This is a genomic window from Streptomyces sp. NPDC018045, from assembly GCF_044327445.1.
Lineage (GTDB): Bacteria > Actinomycetota > Actinomycetes > Streptomycetales > Streptomycetaceae > Streptomyces.
The window spans coordinates 189,162-203,528 of record NZ_JBIRFL010000008.1 but is presented as its reverse complement, the minus strand read 5'-3'; the positions used below and the strand labels follow the sequence as shown (position 1 = coordinate 203,528).

Here is a 14,367-nt window from a genome sequence, read left to right as displayed (position 1 = left end):
GGCCGATCCCGTCGGCCGGCGGCTCCTCCCACCCGGCGCGCCCCGCCTGAACTTTTCGCCGCCCGCCGACGTATGACGCAGCGATGCCGGAGGCGAGCGCCCCCCGACGCTCGACTCCGGCATCCGTGCCCGCGGGCGCGTCACGTCACTTCGTGCGCGTCAGCCGCCGCTCCCGGTCCGCCATCGGCCTCGGTGAGCCGCCGCCCCGTCCGGCCCGCCATCGGCCTCGGCCCGCCACCGGCCCCGGCCCGTCCCCGCCTCAGCCCCCGGTGAGACGGCGGACCCGCTTCCACAGGGCGCCGTCGGCCGTTCCCGCGGGGCCGCGGAAGTCCCGTAGCGGCACGTCGCGGAGTTCGTCCGTCTCCAGGAAGCTCGTCCGGCTGCGGCCGTCCCCGACCGTGCCGGGCGGCAGGGGGAGCATGCCCGGGCGGTCCGGGTGGTGCCGACTGGTGATCTTGACGACGCGCGCCGTGCGGCCGTGCGCCGACAGCACCAGGCACGGGCGGTCCTTCGCGCCCGGTCCGTCCTCGTACGGCACCAGGGCCACCAGATCTCCCGCGCACGCGGCGTGCGGGCGCCTGGTTCCGTGACTCGCGAAGGGTGACCGCCGGGGCGCGTACGGTCGCGCGCCCGCGCTCTTGGCCGAAATCGCGCGCCCTGACGCCTCCGCGCGCCCCGCGCCCGCGCCCGCCCGTCGACGAGCGCTGCCACCGGCGCCGGCGCCGCCACGACCGCCGGCGCCGGCCACCACCCCGAGACGTCCACGCCCGCTCCCTCCAAGATCCCGGCCCGGTCCCGACCGTACCGGCGGGGGCCGCATGACGGCACGGCCGCACCCCGGGGCCACGGCGCCGTCGCGGGAGCGTCGTGCGGGCGTCGTGTAGGCGTACGGCACCGGGGAACGACAGGGAGGGAACACCCTCCTGTACACACCCACCCGGACTGGTGATTCCGCCCACAGCTCGCCCCGCCGGAGGAGCCACCAGCCCTTTCGCGCCTTACGCTCGTGGGCACCGCAATGACCGTTCAGGACCCGGCAAGGACGCCCGCCGGGCGAGGCCGGCGGGGACGCGCACACCCCCGCCGAAGCCCCGCATGGACCCGCCGCTCCGCCCTCAGCCACGGAGGTTCACGCCCGCATGAAGCTCACTGTCGTCGGTTGCTCGGGGTCGTTCCCTTCCACGGAATCGGCCTGTTCGAGCTACCTCTTGGAGGCCGACGGCTTCAGGCTGCTCATCGACATGGGCAACGGCGCCCTTGGCGAGCTGCAGCGTCACTGCGGTCTCTACGACCTCGACGCCGTACTCCTGTCGCACCTGCACGCCGACCACTGCATCGACCTGTGCGGCTATTTCGTCGTCCGCTACTACCGGCCCGACGGCGGCCGGTGCGCGCCGATGCCCGTGTACGGCCCGGCCGGCACCGAGCGCCGGCTGACCGCCGCGCACGCGGACCTGCCGACCGACCAGGCCATGAGCGAGGTCTTCGACTTCCGGACGCTGACCCCCGGCACCTTCGCCGTCGGCCCCTTCACCGTCCGTACGGACCTGGTCAGCCACCCCGTCGAGGCGTTCGGCTTCCGTATCGAGCACGACGGCAAGTCGCTGACGTACTCCGGGGACACCGGGGTCTGCGAGGCCCTGGACGGCCTCGCCGAAGGCACCGACTTCTTCCTGTGCGAAGCGTCCTTCACGCACGGCAAGGAGGACATCCCGGACCTGCACCTCAACGGGCGCGAGGCGGGCGCGCACGCCGCGCGCGCCCGCGCGGGACGGCTGGTGCTGACCCACATCCCGCCGTGGACCGACCCGGGCATCAACCTGCGCGACGCGCAGGAGGTCTTCGACGGACCGGTCGAGGTCGCCAAAGCGGGTGCGGTGTACGAGATCTGAGCCGCGCGTGGCTGCGCGGCCCCCGGCGGGTGCGCCCCCGGCATGCGACGGGCCCCCGTGACCACATGGTCACGGGGGCCCGTCGCGTCTCAGGCGTTCGGCCGGGGCCTACTTGCCCTCGGCCTTCTGCATTTCGGCGATCTCCTCGTCGGACTCGCGGCCCGGCGTCTTGAGGTTGAACTTGGTGATCGCGAACCGGAAGATCACGTAGTACAGGGCCGCGAAGCACAGGCCCACCAGGGCCAGCAGCCACGGCTTGGTCGCGATGCCCAGGTTCAGTACGTAGTCGATCGCGCCGGCCGAGAAGCCGAAACCGTCCTTCATGCCCAGCGCCCAGGTCAGCGCCATCGACACACCGGTCAGTACGGCGTGCACCGCGTACAGCACCGGCGCGATGAACATGAACGTGAACTCGATCGGCTCGGTCACGCCGGTGACGAAGGCGGTGAGCGCGAGCGAGAGCATCATGCCGCCGACGACCTTGCGGCGCTCGGGGCGGGCACAGTGCACGATCGCCAGGCAGGCGGCGGGCAGCGCGAACATCATGATCGGGAAGAAGCCGGTCATGAACTGGCCGGCGGTCGGGTCGCCCTGGAGGAAGCGGGCGATGTCGCCGTGCTTGCCCTCGAAGTCACCGGCCTGGAACCAGGGGAAGGAGTTGAGCAGGTGGTGCATGCCGACCGCGATCAGACCGCGGTTGGCGACACCGAAGATGCCCGCGCCGACCGCGCCGGAGCCGACCAGCCACTCACCGAAGTTGTGCAGACCGGCGCCGAGGACCGGCCAGATGTAACCGAAGACGATGCCGATGAACAGGCCCGCGAAGGACGAGAGGATCGGCACCAGGCGGCGGCCGCTGAAGAAGCCGAGCCAGTCCGGCAGCTTCTTGCGGCTGTAGCGCTGGTAGAGCAGGGCGACCACGATGCCCATCACCACGCCGCCGAGGACCTTCGCGTCGGCGGGCGCGGCCTCCTGGACTATCTTCCCGTCCACCACCTTGGCGATCTTCGGGAGGCTGTCGTCGCCGAACGTCGCCAGCACCTTGCTGAAGACCAGGTAGCCGACGACGGCGGCCAGACCGGTCGAGCCGTCCGCCTTCTTGGCGAAGCCGATGGCGATACCGACGGCGAACAGCAGCGGCATGTTGTCCAGGAGCGCGCCGCCGCCGGCGGCCATGAACTCCGCGATCTTGTTCAGGAACGCGGGGAACGCGTCGCGGCCGAGCATGTCCGGCTGGCCGAGCCGGACCATGAGCGCCGCGGCGGGCAGCGTCGCGATCGGCAGCATGAGGCTGCGGCCGATGCGCTGGGCGACGGCCATGGCGCCGGAGCCACGGCGCTTCTTGTCGGGAGCCGCCGAAGCGGTGGCCGAACTCATCGGATTCCTCCTGGTGAGGCGGGCACTCGGAGAAAGGGGGACGGCCCGCCGGCTTGGTCTACACCACTCAGTGGTTTAGACCATTCTTAGCATGTCGCCCACACATAAAGGAATCCGTTGTTCCCAAAGGTTTAGAACACATGCCGAGCGGCCTACAAGTGCCCCGGCTCCCGGGGCCGGTCGGCCCGGGCCGTACGCGTGACAACCCCCGCCCCGCCCGCCCGCACCCCCGCCGGACGCACGCCCCCGGCGCCTCCGTCGGACCGGCCGCTCCTACTTCGTATTCTCCTTCGTCAGCTCCTCCTCCACTTCCTCCGGCTCACGGCCCGGAGTGTGCAGGTCGAACTTGGTGATCACGAAGCGGAACAGCGCGTAATAGACGACCGCGAAACACAGACCGATCGGAATGATCATCCACGGCTTGGTCGCCAGCCCCCAGTTGATCACGTAGTCGATCAGACCGGCCGAGAAACTGAAGCCGTCCTTGACACCCAGCGCCCAGCTCACCGCCATCGACACACCTGTCAGCACGGCGTGCAGCGCGTACAGCGCCGGCGCGACGAACAGGAACGAGTACTCGATCGGCTCGGTCACCCCCGTGACGAAGGAGGTCAGGCCCACCGACAGCATCAGACCGCCGATCTCCTTGCGGCGGTGCGGCTTGGCGCAGTGCGTGATCGCCAGCGCCGCGGCCGGCAGCGCGAACATCATGATCGGGAAGAACCCCGTGGTGAACTGCCCGGCCGTCGGATCACCCGCCAGGAACCGGTTGATGTCACCGTGCACGGACGTACCGTCCGGCTTGGTGAAGTCCCCGAACTGGAACCACATGAACGTATTCAGGAACTGGTGCATCCCGATCACCAGCAGCGCCCGGTTGGCGACACCGAAGATGCCCGAACCGGTCGCCCCCAGATCCGTCAGCCACCTGCTGAAGCCGGTCAGCGCGTCACCGATCGGCGGCCAGACCCACAGACACAGCGCGGCGAAGGCCAGCCCGACGAACGCCATGACGATCGGCACCAGCCGGCGCCCGTTGAAGAAGCCCAGCCAGTCCACCAGCTTCACCCGGTGGTACCGCTGCCAGAACCAGGCGGCGAAGAACCCCATCACGATGCCGCCGAAGACCCCCGGATTCTGGAACCCCGCCGGAGTGGCCTTGCCGCTCCCGTCCACGCACACCCCGCCCCACTGCCCGGCCGTGGCGTACGCGGACCCCGCCGCGCAGTCCTGCGGGAACTGGTGCAGCACCGAGTAGTAGACGAGGAAGCCCACCACCGCGGCCAGCGCCGTCGAACCGTCCGCCTTCTTCGCCATGCCGATCGCCACACCGACGCAGAACAGCAGCGGCAGACCGAGCGAGGAGTCCAGCAGCGCCCCGCCCGCACCCGCGAACACCTTCGCCACGTTCTCCCAGCCCAGGCCGTCCGCGCCGAAGACGTCCGGCTGGCCGAGCCGGTTGAGGATGCCCGCGGCGGGCAGCACGGCGATGGGGAGCTGAAGACTGCGCCCCATCTTCTGCAGGCCCTGGAACAGGCCCGCCGACCGCTTCTTCGCCCCCGCCGCTGCCGCGTTCGAACTCATCTGCGTCCTCCCGGCCGCCGACCCGTAGCGGGCCGGCTCGGTACGTGCCGCATACTGGTGGTGTAGACCACTTGTGGTGCGTTTCGGACCCCCGGAAAAAGCGCTGCCGGGTGGTCGCCATCATTCGCCAGAGAGCGGGCATGTGCCCGGGTAACTGGGCTGAACGTGCGTTACCGTGTGATCACCGCGCGGCACCGACCGCCGGTGGCCGAGACAAGCAGGAGTGGATATGGCCAGCAAGGCTGAGAAGATCGTCGCCGGGCTCGGCGGCCTCGACAACATCGAAGAGGTCGAGGGCTGCATCACCCGCCTGCGCACCGAGGTCGCCGACCCCTCGCTCGTCGACGAGGCCGCGCTGAAGGCCGCCGGCGCGCACGGCGTCGTCAAGATGGGCACCGCCATCCAGGTCGTCATCGGCACCGACGCGGACCCGATCGCCGCCGAGATCGAAGACATGATGTGAGCGGCTGACCGCCCACCCGCCCGGGGCCCCGGACCGCGCCGCACCAGGCGGCGGACCGGGGCCCCCGGCATGCGTACGTACGGCTGGGACACCTGGACGTACGGCCGGCCACCCGAACGCACGGCCGGGACGTACGTCCCTACGCGTACGCCCCTTCCCCCCGCGGCCCCGAAAGGGACCTCACCGGTCCGGAACGCGCCTCCCCGCCGAGCCGATAGGGTCGTGGCCATGTCTCGTATCGACGGCCGCACCCCCGACCAGCTCCGCCCCGTCACCATGGAACGCGGCTGGAGCAAGCACGCCGAAGGCTCCGTACTGATCTCCTTCGGCGACACCAAGGTCTTCTGCACCGCCTCCCTCACCGAAGGCGTCCCGCGCTGGCGCAAGGGCAGCGGCGAGGGCTGGGTCACCGCCGAGTACTCGATGCTGCCGCGCTCCACCAACACCCGCGGCGACCGCGAAGCCGTCCGCGGCAAGATCGGCGGCCGTACGCACGAGATCTCCCGCCTCATCGGCCGCTCGCTGCGCGCCGTCATCGACTTCAAGGCCCTCGGCGAGAACACCGTCGTCCTGGACTGCGACGTCCTCCAGGCCGACGGCGGCACCCGCACCGCCGCCATCACCGGCGCCTACGTCGCCCTCGCCGACGCGATCTCCTGGGCGCAGGCCAAGAAGAGCATCAAGGCCGGCCGTCAGCCGCTCATCGGCACCGTCTCCGCCGTCAGCGTCGGCATCGTCGGCGGCGTACCGATGCTCGACCTCTGCTACGAGGAGGACGTGCGCGCCGAGACCGACATGAACGTCGTCTGCACCGGCGACGGCCGCTTCGTCGAGGTCCAGGGCACCGCCGAGGCCGAACCCTTCGCCCGCGAGGAACTCAACTCCCTCCTCGACCTGGCCGTCGCCGGCTGCGCGACCCTGGACGCCGCCCAGCGCGAGGCCCTCGCCCGGACGCTGTGACGGTCCTGGGGGGCTCTGCGGCCGCCCCGGCCGCCCGGCTGTCCTGGCTGTTCTGGCTGTTCTGGCTGTTCTGGCTGTTCTGGCTGTCCTGGCCTCCTCCGGCTGCCCCTGCCTCCCTGGCCTTCCCGCGGGCCGGTGCGGGCTGACGCCGCCGCGCGAGTTCGTTCGCCGCAGCGGCTCCTGTCGCCGTACGGGCTGACGCCGCCGTTCCGGCTGCCGTCGCCCGCGTGACCCCGCTCGCCGCAGCGGCTCTCCTGCCGCCGTACGGACACTTGACGCGCCGGCCCCCGCCACGGTGGGCCGGGGCGGCCCGTACCGCCTCCTGCCGTCCGCCCTGTGACCTTTCCCTCGTGGGATCTGCGTCTCTAGGAAAACGCCGACCGGCCGCGCACCGTGGAACCCATGTCCACCACCGCTGTCACCGCTACCGCAGCCGACGCCTCCGCCCCCGCGTCCCGGGCCCGCACCGGCGGGCCCAAGGACGGCCCCAACCTGCTGGAACACCTCGTCGGCTGGACCCTCGTCATCGTCCTGGCCATGCTCTTCACCCAGACCGGCCTCATGTGACGCGCGGGGCGCACGCCCCGCACCGCCCCGCACTCCCGGGCATCCCCGGCCCCCGGCAACCAAAGCCGACCCGACGGCGTTCTCCCTTGTACCGGTGCACCGCCCGTGCACGGCACGCCCAGGGAGGACCGTTCCATGGCTGCACGCCGCCGTACCGCACCCCGCCGCACCGCGGCCCGCCGACCGGCGGCCACCGCCGCGGCCGTCCTCGCGGCGACCGCCCTGGCCGTCCCCCTCCTCGCCGCCTGCGGAGCGGTAGAGAAGGCCGTCGGCTGCGCCAAGGTCGCCACGACGTTCGCCGACGACCTGGCCTCCCTCCAACAGGACCTGGGCAACGCCGCCGACAGCCCCCAGGCCGCCGAGCGCGCCATCGACCGGCTCAACGAGGACCTCGCCAGGATCCGCAAGGCGACGGACGACCCCGGCACCCAGAAGGCGCTCAGCGGCCTGACCGACGCCCTGGCCAAGGCCGACGACGCCGTACGCGACGGCCGGGCCCCCGACCTGTCCGCGCTGGGCGACGCGGCCGGCGCGCTCACCAAGAGCTGCGCGACGGGGTGAGAGGTCCGGCCGCCGCCCCTGGATAATCGGGCCCCATGAAGCGCCTGATCCTCGCCACCCGCAACACCGGCAAAGTCACCGAACTCCGCGCCATCCTGGCCGCCGCCGACCTCGACGTCGAACTGGTCGGCGCCGACGCGTACCCGGACGTCCCCGACGTCAAGGAAACCGGCGTCACCTTCGCCGAGAACGCCCTCCTCAAGGCCCACGCCCTCGCCCGGGCCACCGGCCACCCGGCCGTCGCCGACGACTCCGGCCTGTGCGTCGACGTCCTCGGCGGCGCGCCCGGCATCTTCTCCGCCCGCTGGGCGGGCCGGCACGGCGACGACGCGGCCAACCTCGACCTGCTCCTCGCCCAGCTCTCCGACATCGCCGATGGCCACCGCGCGGCCCACTTCGCGTGCGCCGCGGCCCTCGCCCTGCCCGACGGCACCGAACGCGTCGTCGAGGGCCGCCTCGAAGGCACCCTCCGCCACACCCCCGCCGGCACCGGCGGCTTCGGCTACGACCCGATCCTCCAGCCCCTCGGCGACACCCGCACCTGCGCCGAACTGACCCCCGACGAGAAAAACGCCATCAGCCACCGCGGCAAGGCGTTCCGGGGGCTGGTACCGGTGGTACGGGAACTGGTGGGCTGAGGCAAGCGGAAGGGCTGTCCCTCCCCGAGGGACAGCCCTTCTGACCAGTGTGGCCGGTGGGATTCGAACCCACACGAGCTAAGCTCACCCGGTTCTAAGCCGGCGCGCGTCTGCCTTTCCGCCACGGCCACTAGCCGCCAGCCATGGTACCGGCTGGCGGCTACAGCGGAAGACGGGCGGGTCAGATGGCGTTGCGGCGCCGGTTACCTCCTCTGCACCAGGTGCTGGTTGCCGCATGGCAGTTGGGACACAGCAGGCGGAGATTCCCGGGTCGGTTGTCGCTCCAGTCACCGTTGATGTGGTCGATCTCCAGTGTCATCGGCCGACCGTGCCATACCGGATCGGTGCCGCACTCCGCGCACCGGTCGGCGACGCCGCTCTCCAACCATGCCCGCCGGAGTTGTGCTGTGCTGGCGCGACGTCCGGTTCATACGCCGTAGAGCCGCCGCCACGGAGCAGGAGGAGGCGACAGCTTCCTGGAGCGCCGCTTTCGTGGGGCGTTGGCGGGCGTTCCGCCCTATGGCCTCAAAGTGCGAAATATCGATACCGAAGTGGGCGAACCGCCGGGAGATGTACCGCTGGACCTGTTGATGGGGGCGGACACCGACGAAGGCGATGGCTTCGTCGATGTTCTTGCAGCGGCGAGCGGCCTCGTCGAGCAGTTCCCTGGTGTAGCGCACGCCTCATCCGTGGCGCCGCGGGTCAGCATCGCCGCTTTCAAGCGGCTGCTTGGTACCCGGCGGGCACCTGCGGCTGGCATCTCCACCAGCAGGCCAGCGTCGGAGCGACGCCGGGTGGCCCGCCTGGCACGGCTCTTTTCCCGTACTTCTTTGGTCCAGCGTGCGCCCTCGCTCGCGAAGTGCGAGGTGTCGATGTTCATCAACCTCATGCGCTCACGGAGGTGAGTGCGCCGTGAACTCTTCGGATCCACACCCAACTTGACCAACGCCTCCGACAACGTACAAGACGAAGCCGCCGCCTCGCTCAAGCGCTCGCGGGTATAGGGACCGACCGGCATGTGATCCCCCGTGAGGTTTTTCGGCTGTGAGTCGCCCTCTCGAACTGCCCAACGCCTCCACCCCCACCCGGTTACGCCGAACAGCCCAAAAAACCAAAAAAACGATCGCGGCCCCCGCCCGGCAGGGCGAGGGCCGCGATGCGGTCTCCGTGGCGGTGTCAGAAGCGCGGGTCCGGCGACTGGGACGTGACCATTTCCACCGCTTCTTCCTTGGTGGCCACCGCGGGCGGGGAGCCTTCCAGGGGCTGTTGGGCGGTTTCCTTCATGCAGGCCACGGCGATGGCGCCGACGAGGGCCGCGCCCATCGCGTAGTAGGCGGGGATCATGTCGTTGCCGCCGAAGCCGTCCATGAGGGCGGTGATGACCAGCGGGGTGGTGCCGCCGAAGAGGGAGACGGCGAGGTTGTAGCCGATGGACAGGGAGCCGTAGCGGACGCTGGTGGGGAAGAGGGCGGGCAGGGCCGCCGACATGGTGCCCAGGAGGCAGACCAGGGAGAGGCCGAGCATCAGCATGCCGGGGATGATCGCGGCCATGCTGCCCTGCTTGACCAGCAGGAAGGCGGGGATGGAGAGGACGAAGAAGCCGAGCATGCCGGTCATGAGGAGGGGCTTGCGGCCGAGGCGGTCGTTGAGTTTGCCGACGCTGCTGACGATGCACATCAGGACGACCATGGTGCCGATGACGATCAGCAGGCCGTGCGCCTCGTCGTAGTGGAGGGTGTCGGTCAGGTAGGTCGGCATGTAGGAGAGCAGCATGTAGTGGCAGATGTTGTACGCGCCGACCAGGGCGATGCACAGGATCAGCATCGGCCACTGCTGCGAGAAGATCTCGCCGAGCTTCTTCTTGGGGGCGTTCTCCGAGAGGTGGGAGAAGTCGGCCTCGGTCTCGGCTGCGGAGGCGTCGCCGTTGTGGGTGTGGGCGGCTTCGAGCTTCTGGAAGGCGGGGGTCTCGTCGAGCTTCATCCGCAGGTAGAGGCCGACCAGGCCGAGCGGTCCGGCGACCAGGAACGGGATGCGCCAGCCCCAGTCGTGCATGGTGTCGCTGCCGAGCGTGGTGTTGAGGATCAGGACCAGGCCGGCGGCGCCGGTGTAGCCGGCCAGGGTGCCCATCTCCAGGAAGCTGCCGAAGAAGCCGCGCTTCTTGTCGGGGGCGTACTCGGCGATGAAGGTGGAGGCGCCGCCGTACTCGCCGCCGGTGGAGAAGCCCTGGATCATGCGGAAGAGGATGAGCAGGGCGGGCGACCACAGGCCGATGCTGGCGTACGAGGGGATCAGGCCGATGCACAGGGTGCCCGCGGCCATCATGATCATGGTGAGGGCGAGGACCTTCTTGCGGCCGACACGGTCGCCGAGCGGTCCGAAGAACGCGCCGCCGATGGGCCGTACGAGAAAGGCGACGGCGAAGGTGGCGAAGGAGGACAGCAGGCTGACCGTGTCGCTGCCGCCGGGGAAGAACACCTTGCCGATGGTGACCGCGAGGTAGCTGTAGATGCCGAAGTCGAACCATTCCATGGCGTTGCCGAGCGCGGCGGCCTTCACGGCGCGCTTGACGACGCGCTCGTCGGTCACCGTGATGTCGGTACGGCGCAGCCGTGGGTTCCGGCGGCGGGCGACGGCGCGGAACAGGTTTCTGTGGCGTTTGAACGCCGCAGGGTCCCGGTCGGTCGTGGGTTCGGCTTCGGTGCTGCCGGTCGGCACGAGTCGAGTCCTCTCGGTCGGTCAGCGCGCTCATGCGCGGCAGGTGGGTCGCGGCGGTCGTGGGCGTCCTCGTGGCCGGGTGGGCCGTCGGCGGTCGCCGATGATCACAAAGGTGGTCGTACGACAGGTGCGCCTGCGCAGTGGAGCGCGACTCAAACCACTCTGACCCCACAACGCGACGTACGTCACGTGGCGTGCGCCGTCCGGCGCAGCGGTTTCTCCTGGTTTCGTGCTGGTTTTCACCAGGGGTGTGACCGTCGCTGTTACAGAACTGGTACAAAGCCGCGTGGTCACCGAAGCGTCCGGGCAATCAGGCCGTGTGGCGGGCAGGGGAGAGTTGCGGGTATCGAAACCGCCCTTATGCTCCGAACCGTTCACTCTGCGGACACCTCGCGCCCGAGCGCCGCGTTTCGCGCGCGCGGGCACCGTTCCTCCGCGCGGGACGCGTTCGACGTGGCGGCCCGTTCTGCGCCGGCACGGGGCCGCTGCCCCGGAAGGAGAAGTTCATGACCGACCGCGAAGGCTCCCGCCGGTTCAGCGGGCGCACCGCCCTGGCGACCTTCGCCGCGGTCACCGCGCTGGCGGCCGGCGGTGTGTGGTTCAGCCAGGCGGCGGACCGTGCGTCGGCGGTGGACGCGGCGCCGAAGACGTCGGCGGTGCAGGACGTGAAGTCGTCCGGGAAGGCGTCCGGCGGGCTGCCCGGCGTGCGGGACTGCGGGTTCGGCGAGCCGGAGATCAAGCCGCGGGTCATCACGTTGACGTGTGCCGACGCGGGCATGGTGGCGACCGGCATCACCTGGGACCGGTACGGCACGGCGGAGGCCGAGGGCAAGGGCGTGGTGCAGGCGGAGAAGGCCGCCGCCGGGGTGGGCACGGAGGCCGGTTTCCCGGCGACGTTCCGGCTGTACGGGGCGAAGACGGTGGACGGCGCGCGGGCCTTCACGGGGCTGGAGGTGACGTACGAGGGCTCGACGCCGCTCGGTGACTCGACGGAGATGTACAACCTCGCGTGATGGGCATCCGAGGCAGGATCGCCCTGGCCATCTCGTGTGTGACGGCGCTGGCGGTGGTGGTGCTCGGGTTCGCGGTGCACCACATCGCCGACGCGGAGCGGGAGCGTTCGGCGCGCTCGTACCAGGACGACCGGCTCAGTTCGGCGCTGCAGATCTATGAGCGGGACGGCACGCTGGCGCTGGGCGCGCAGTTGGACGACGCGACGCTGCCGAGTCCGCTGCGCGCGGCCGTCTTCGAGGGCAAGTCGGGTACGTATGTGAGTCAGGGCGAGGACCCGCGGGTGTGGGCCGCGACCGGGGTGGGCGGCGGTGCGGGCGCCGGCGGTTCCGGAGCCGGTGATTCCGGGTCGGGCGGCTCCGGTGGGCAGCCGCGGACGCTGTCGGTGTCGGCGGCGTTCCCGGACAACGACCCGGCCCAGGAGGCGCTGGACCGGGCGCTGCTGATCGCGGGCATCGGCACGGTGGTGCTGATGGCCGGCGTGTCGTGGTTCGTCTCGCAGCGGCTGTCGCGGCGGCTGCGGCACAGCGCGGCCGCGGCGCGCCGGATCGCGGCGGGCGAGCCGCCGGACGCGGACGCGCTGGCGGCGGGCGGCCGGGACGAGGTGGCCGAGCTGGGCCGTTCGGTGCACCACATGGCGACGTCGCTGGCGGCGCGGGTGGAGGCGGAGCGCAAGTTCACCGCCGATGTGGCGCACGAGCTGCGTACGCCGGTGGCGGGGCTGGTCGCGGCGGCCGAGCTGCTGCCGCACGAACGGGCGGTCGAGCTGGTGCGGGACCGGGCGCAGACGATGCGCAATCTGGTCGAGGACCTGCTGGAGGTGTCCCGGCTGGACGCGGGTGTGGAGTCCGCGCAGCTCGACGCGGTGGACCTGCCGTCGCTGGTGCGCGGAATCGTGGGCCGGGCGGAGCGGGTGCGCGGCATCACGGGCGTCGAGGTGGTCGTGGCGGGACCGGCGCGGGTGGTGGAGACCGACCGGCGCCGGGTGGAGCGGGTGCTGGTCAATCTGCTGGCGAACGCGGCCAAGCACGGCGAACCGCCGGTGGAGGTACGGATCGAGGGCGCGCGGATCGTCGTGCGCGACCACGGGCCGGGGTTCCCGCCGGAGCTGTGCGCGGAGGGGCCGCGCCGGTTCCGTACGGCGGCCCCGGAGCGCGGTACGGGGCACGGCCTGGGGCTGACGATCGCGGCCGGGCAGGCGGGGGTGCTGGGCGGCCGGCTGGTGTTCGGTACGGCCGAGGGCGGCGGCGCCGAGGCGGTGCTGGAACTGCCGGAGCCGGCCGGTCCGGAGGAGACGGAGGGGACGCCGGTGGCGGACCGGGGAGCGGTGGCGGCCTCGTAGGGGGCCGGTCCGTTGTGGAGCCGCCCCTCGTGGGGGCCGTTCCCTCGGGGGGCCGGCCCGGGCGGCGGCCCCGAAGGGCTGGCGCCCGGGCCGGCGGGCCGGGGCACCGCTGCCGGAAGACACCGGCCGCGGCGGTCCGACCGGCCACGGCGACCCCGCCGCCCCCGGCCGCCCGCCCCCTCGGCCCCGCGTTACAGTCCCAAATCCTTGATGATCTTGGCGACGTGACCGGTGGCCTTCACGTTGTACAGGGCGCGCTCGACCTTGCCCTCCTCGTCCACGATCACCGTGGAGCGGATGACGCCGGTCACGACCTTGCCGTACAGCTTCTTCTCGCCGTAGGCGCCGTATGCCTCCAGGACCTGCTTGTCGGGGTCGCCCAGCAGGGTGACCGACAGTTCCTCCTTCTCGCGGAACTTCGCGAGCTTCTCCGGCTTGTCGGGGGAGATGCCGATGACGTCGTATCCGTGGCCGGCCAGGAAGTCGAGGTTGTCGGTGAAGTCGCAGGCCTGCTTGGTGCAGCCGGGGGTCAGCGCGGCCGGGTAGAAGTACACGATGACCTTGCGGCCCCGGTGGTCGGCGAGCGAGACCTGCTTGCCGTCCGCGTCGGGGAGGGTGAAGGCGGGGGCGGTGTCGCCGGGCTGCAGTCGCTCGCTCATGGCTCTCCTTGGGGTGGCGGCACGCGGGGAACGCGTACGGGGAAGACGGGTGCGCGAGCGGGTCGCGCCCCTGATTGCGCTACGCCCCGAGATTACTGAGCCGCCCGAAAAGGGGGTGCTGTGGGGCGCTGGGGCGGCGGTGCTGACAGACTGTCCGCACGAGACGGATCGAGACGACCGGAGGCAGCGCGGTGTCGGAAGCCAGGACCCCTGCGCAGATCGAGAAGGACATCGTCCGCAGGCGGCAGGAGCTTGCCGTGACGCTCGACGAGATCGGGGTGCGGCTGCACCCGAAGACGATCATGGGGGACGCGAAGGCGAGGACGGCGGCGGCCGTGGACCGCACGGCGGGGCGGGCGTACGTGGCCGCCAACCGCGCGGTCTCGGACATCCGTGCCCAGCTCGTGGCGGAGGACGGCGCGCCCCGGCTGGAGCGGGTGGTGCCGCTGGCGATGATCGGTGTGGCCGTCGTCGGGCTGTTCGTGGTGGGCTCCAGGCGCCGCCGTTCCTGAGGCGGACGCTGTCCGGTCGCGCGGCCGGGTACCGTCTTGCCGTGAGCCCGAATAACGCCAAGGACACCCACGACAAACTGCCCATC

Annotated in this window: 15 protein-coding genes, 1 tRNA gene and 2 pseudogenes; 11 read left to right on the top strand and 7 right to left on the bottom strand. The window is 71.2% G+C overall.

Annotated elements, in window-relative coordinates; translation table 11 throughout:
* Positions 1-259: 259 nt before the first annotated feature.
* A pseudogene (locus ACH4EB_RS20850) lies at positions 260-765 on the bottom strand (type II toxin-antitoxin system PemK/MazF family toxin).
* Between the two features lie 374 nt (positions 766-1,139).
* Between ACH4EB_RS20850 and ACH4EB_RS20845 the strand changes: the two are divergent.
* Complete coding sequence (locus ACH4EB_RS20845; RefSeq protein WP_398349016.1) at positions 1,140-1,892, top strand: MBL fold metallo-hydrolase; 753 nt, start codon at positions 1,140-1,142, stop codon at positions 1,890-1,892.
* Positions 1,893-2,000: 108 nt separating this feature from the next.
* Here ACH4EB_RS20845 and ACH4EB_RS20840 read toward each other — a convergent pair whose 3' ends face one another.
* On the bottom strand, positions 2,001-3,269 hold the full coding sequence (locus ACH4EB_RS20840) for a PTS transporter subunit EIIC (protein WP_398349015.1): 1,269 nt from the start codon (positions 3,267-3,269) through the stop codon (positions 2,001-2,003).
* A gap of 273 nt (positions 3,270-3,542) precedes the next feature.
* Positions 3,543-4,853, bottom strand: a complete 1,311-nt coding sequence (locus tag ACH4EB_RS20835) for a PTS transporter subunit EIIC (protein WP_398349014.1) — start codon at positions 4,851-4,853, stop codon at positions 3,543-3,545.
* Between the two features lie 229 nt (positions 4,854-5,082).
* Between ACH4EB_RS20835 and ACH4EB_RS20830 the strand changes: the two genes are divergently transcribed.
* From ACH4EB_RS20830 to rdgB, 6 genes are all read left to right on the top strand, one after another.
* Positions 5,083-5,316, top strand: a complete 234-nt coding sequence (locus ACH4EB_RS20830) for a glucose PTS transporter subunit EIIB (protein ID WP_003986022.1) — start codon at positions 5,083-5,085, stop codon at positions 5,314-5,316.
* A gap of 228 nt (positions 5,317-5,544) precedes the next feature.
* A complete protein-coding gene (gene rph / locus ACH4EB_RS20825) occupies positions 5,545-6,276 on the top strand; it encodes a ribonuclease PH (protein WP_398349013.1) in 732 nt (243 codons plus the stop codon).
* A complete protein-coding gene (locus ACH4EB_RS20820) occupies positions 6,273-6,422 on the top strand; it encodes a hypothetical protein (RefSeq protein WP_398349012.1) in 150 nt (49 codons plus the stop codon). Before rph ends, ACH4EB_RS20820 begins: the two co-directional genes overlap by 4 nt.
* Positions 6,423-6,678: 256 nt before the next feature.
* Positions 6,679-6,843 carry an SCO1431 family membrane protein gene (locus ACH4EB_RS20815; RefSeq protein ID WP_398349011.1) on the top strand — a complete coding sequence of 55 codons (165 nt, stop codon included), beginning with the start codon at positions 6,679-6,681 and terminating at the stop codon, positions 6,841-6,843.
* A gap of 135 nt (positions 6,844-6,978) precedes the next feature.
* Positions 6,979-7,404, top strand: a complete 426-nt coding sequence (locus ACH4EB_RS20810) for a hypothetical protein (RefSeq protein ID WP_398349010.1) — start codon at positions 6,979-6,981, stop codon at positions 7,402-7,404.
* 35 nt (positions 7,405-7,439) lie between these two features.
* Complete coding sequence (gene rdgB, locus ACH4EB_RS20805; RefSeq protein ID WP_398349009.1) at positions 7,440-8,042, top strand: RdgB/HAM1 family non-canonical purine NTP pyrophosphatase; 603 nt, start codon at positions 7,440-7,442, stop codon at positions 8,040-8,042.
* 48 nt (positions 8,043-8,090) lie between these two features.
* On the opposite strand, the gene ACH4EB_RS20800 is transcribed toward rdgB, so the two are convergent.
* Together ACH4EB_RS20800 and ACH4EB_RS20795 are read right to left on the bottom strand one after the other, a co-directional pair.
* Positions 8,091-8,173, bottom strand: a tRNA-Leu gene (locus ACH4EB_RS20800).
* A 50-nt stretch (positions 8,174-8,223) separates the two neighbouring features.
* Positions 8,224-8,671 (bottom strand): annotated as a pseudogene (locus ACH4EB_RS20795) (HNH endonuclease signature motif containing protein).
* On the opposite strand from ACH4EB_RS20795, the gene ACH4EB_RS20790 reads away from it, so the two are divergent.
* Complete coding sequence (locus ACH4EB_RS20790) at positions 8,573-8,947, top strand: hypothetical protein (protein WP_398349140.1); 375 nt, start codon at positions 8,573-8,575, stop codon at positions 8,945-8,947. The pseudogene ACH4EB_RS20795 and the gene ACH4EB_RS20790 sit on opposite strands and share 99 nt — an antisense overlap.
* 271 nt (positions 8,948-9,218) lie before the next feature.
* Here the strand turns inward: ACH4EB_RS20790 and ACH4EB_RS20785 are convergent, their stop codons facing one another.
* Entirely contained in the window at positions 9,219-10,757 is a 1,539-nt protein-coding gene (locus ACH4EB_RS20785; RefSeq protein WP_398349008.1) for an MFS transporter, read from the bottom strand.
* A gap of 506 nt (positions 10,758-11,263) precedes the next feature.
* Between ACH4EB_RS20785 and ACH4EB_RS20780 the strand changes: the two genes are divergently transcribed.
* Both ACH4EB_RS20780 and ACH4EB_RS20775 read left to right on the top strand, forming a co-directional pair.
* Positions 11,264-11,770, top strand: coding sequence for a hypothetical protein (locus tag ACH4EB_RS20780; RefSeq protein ID WP_398349007.1), 507 nt, complete (start codon positions 11,264-11,266; stop codon positions 11,768-11,770).
* Positions 11,770-13,110 (top strand): sensor histidine kinase, encoded by a 1,341-nt coding sequence (locus tag ACH4EB_RS20775; protein WP_398349006.1) that lies wholly within the window; start codon positions 11,770-11,772, stop codon positions 13,108-13,110. Before ACH4EB_RS20780 ends, ACH4EB_RS20775 begins: the two co-directional genes overlap by 1 nt.
* Before the next feature lie 191 nt (positions 13,111-13,301).
* On the opposite strand, the gene bcp is transcribed toward ACH4EB_RS20775, so the two are convergent.
* Complete coding sequence (gene bcp, locus ACH4EB_RS20770) at positions 13,302-13,769, bottom strand: thioredoxin-dependent thiol peroxidase (RefSeq protein WP_398349005.1); 468 nt, start codon at positions 13,767-13,769, stop codon at positions 13,302-13,304.
* A gap of 191 nt (positions 13,770-13,960) precedes the next feature.
* Here bcp and ACH4EB_RS20765 point away from each other — a divergent pair, with 191 nt between their 5' ends.
* Entirely contained in the window at positions 13,961-14,281 is a 321-nt protein-coding gene (locus tag ACH4EB_RS20765) for a DUF3618 domain-containing protein (RefSeq protein ID WP_398349004.1), read from the top strand.
* Positions 14,282-14,367 lie beyond the last annotated feature (86 nt).

Excerpts from the sequence above, each read along its gene's own strand:
- ACH4EB_RS20845 (WP_398349016.1), top strand. The coding sequence starts at position 1,140 with ATGAAGCTCACTGTCGTCGGTTGCTCGGGGTCGTTCCCTTCCACGGAA.
- ACH4EB_RS20840 (WP_398349015.1), bottom strand. The coding sequence starts at position 3,269 with ATGAGTTCGGCCACCGCTTCGGCGGCTCCCGACAAGAAGCGCCGTGGC.
- ACH4EB_RS20835 (WP_398349014.1), bottom strand. The coding sequence starts at position 4,853 with ATGAGTTCGAACGCGGCAGCGGCGGGGGCGAAGAAGCGGTCGGCGGGC.
- ACH4EB_RS20830 (WP_003986022.1), top strand. The coding sequence starts at position 5,083 with ATGGCCAGCAAGGCTGAGAAGATCGTCGCCGGGCTCGGCGGCCTCGAC.
- rph (WP_398349013.1), top strand. The coding sequence starts at position 5,545 with ATGTCTCGTATCGACGGCCGCACCCCCGACCAGCTCCGCCCCGTCACC.
- ACH4EB_RS20815 (WP_398349011.1), top strand. The coding sequence starts at position 6,679 with ATGTCCACCACCGCTGTCACCGCTACCGCAGCCGACGCCTCCGCCCCC.
- ACH4EB_RS20810 (WP_398349010.1), top strand. The coding sequence starts at position 6,979 with ATGGCTGCACGCCGCCGTACCGCACCCCGCCGCACCGCGGCCCGCCGA.
- rdgB (WP_398349009.1), top strand. The coding sequence starts at position 7,440 with ATGAAGCGCCTGATCCTCGCCACCCGCAACACCGGCAAAGTCACCGAA.
- ACH4EB_RS20780 (WP_398349007.1), top strand. The coding sequence starts at position 11,264 with ATGACCGACCGCGAAGGCTCCCGCCGGTTCAGCGGGCGCACCGCCCTG.
- ACH4EB_RS20775 (WP_398349006.1), top strand. The coding sequence starts at position 11,770 with ATGGGCATCCGAGGCAGGATCGCCCTGGCCATCTCGTGTGTGACGGCG.
- bcp (WP_398349005.1), bottom strand. The coding sequence starts at position 13,769 with ATGAGCGAGCGACTGCAGCCCGGCGACACCGCCCCCGCCTTCACCCTC.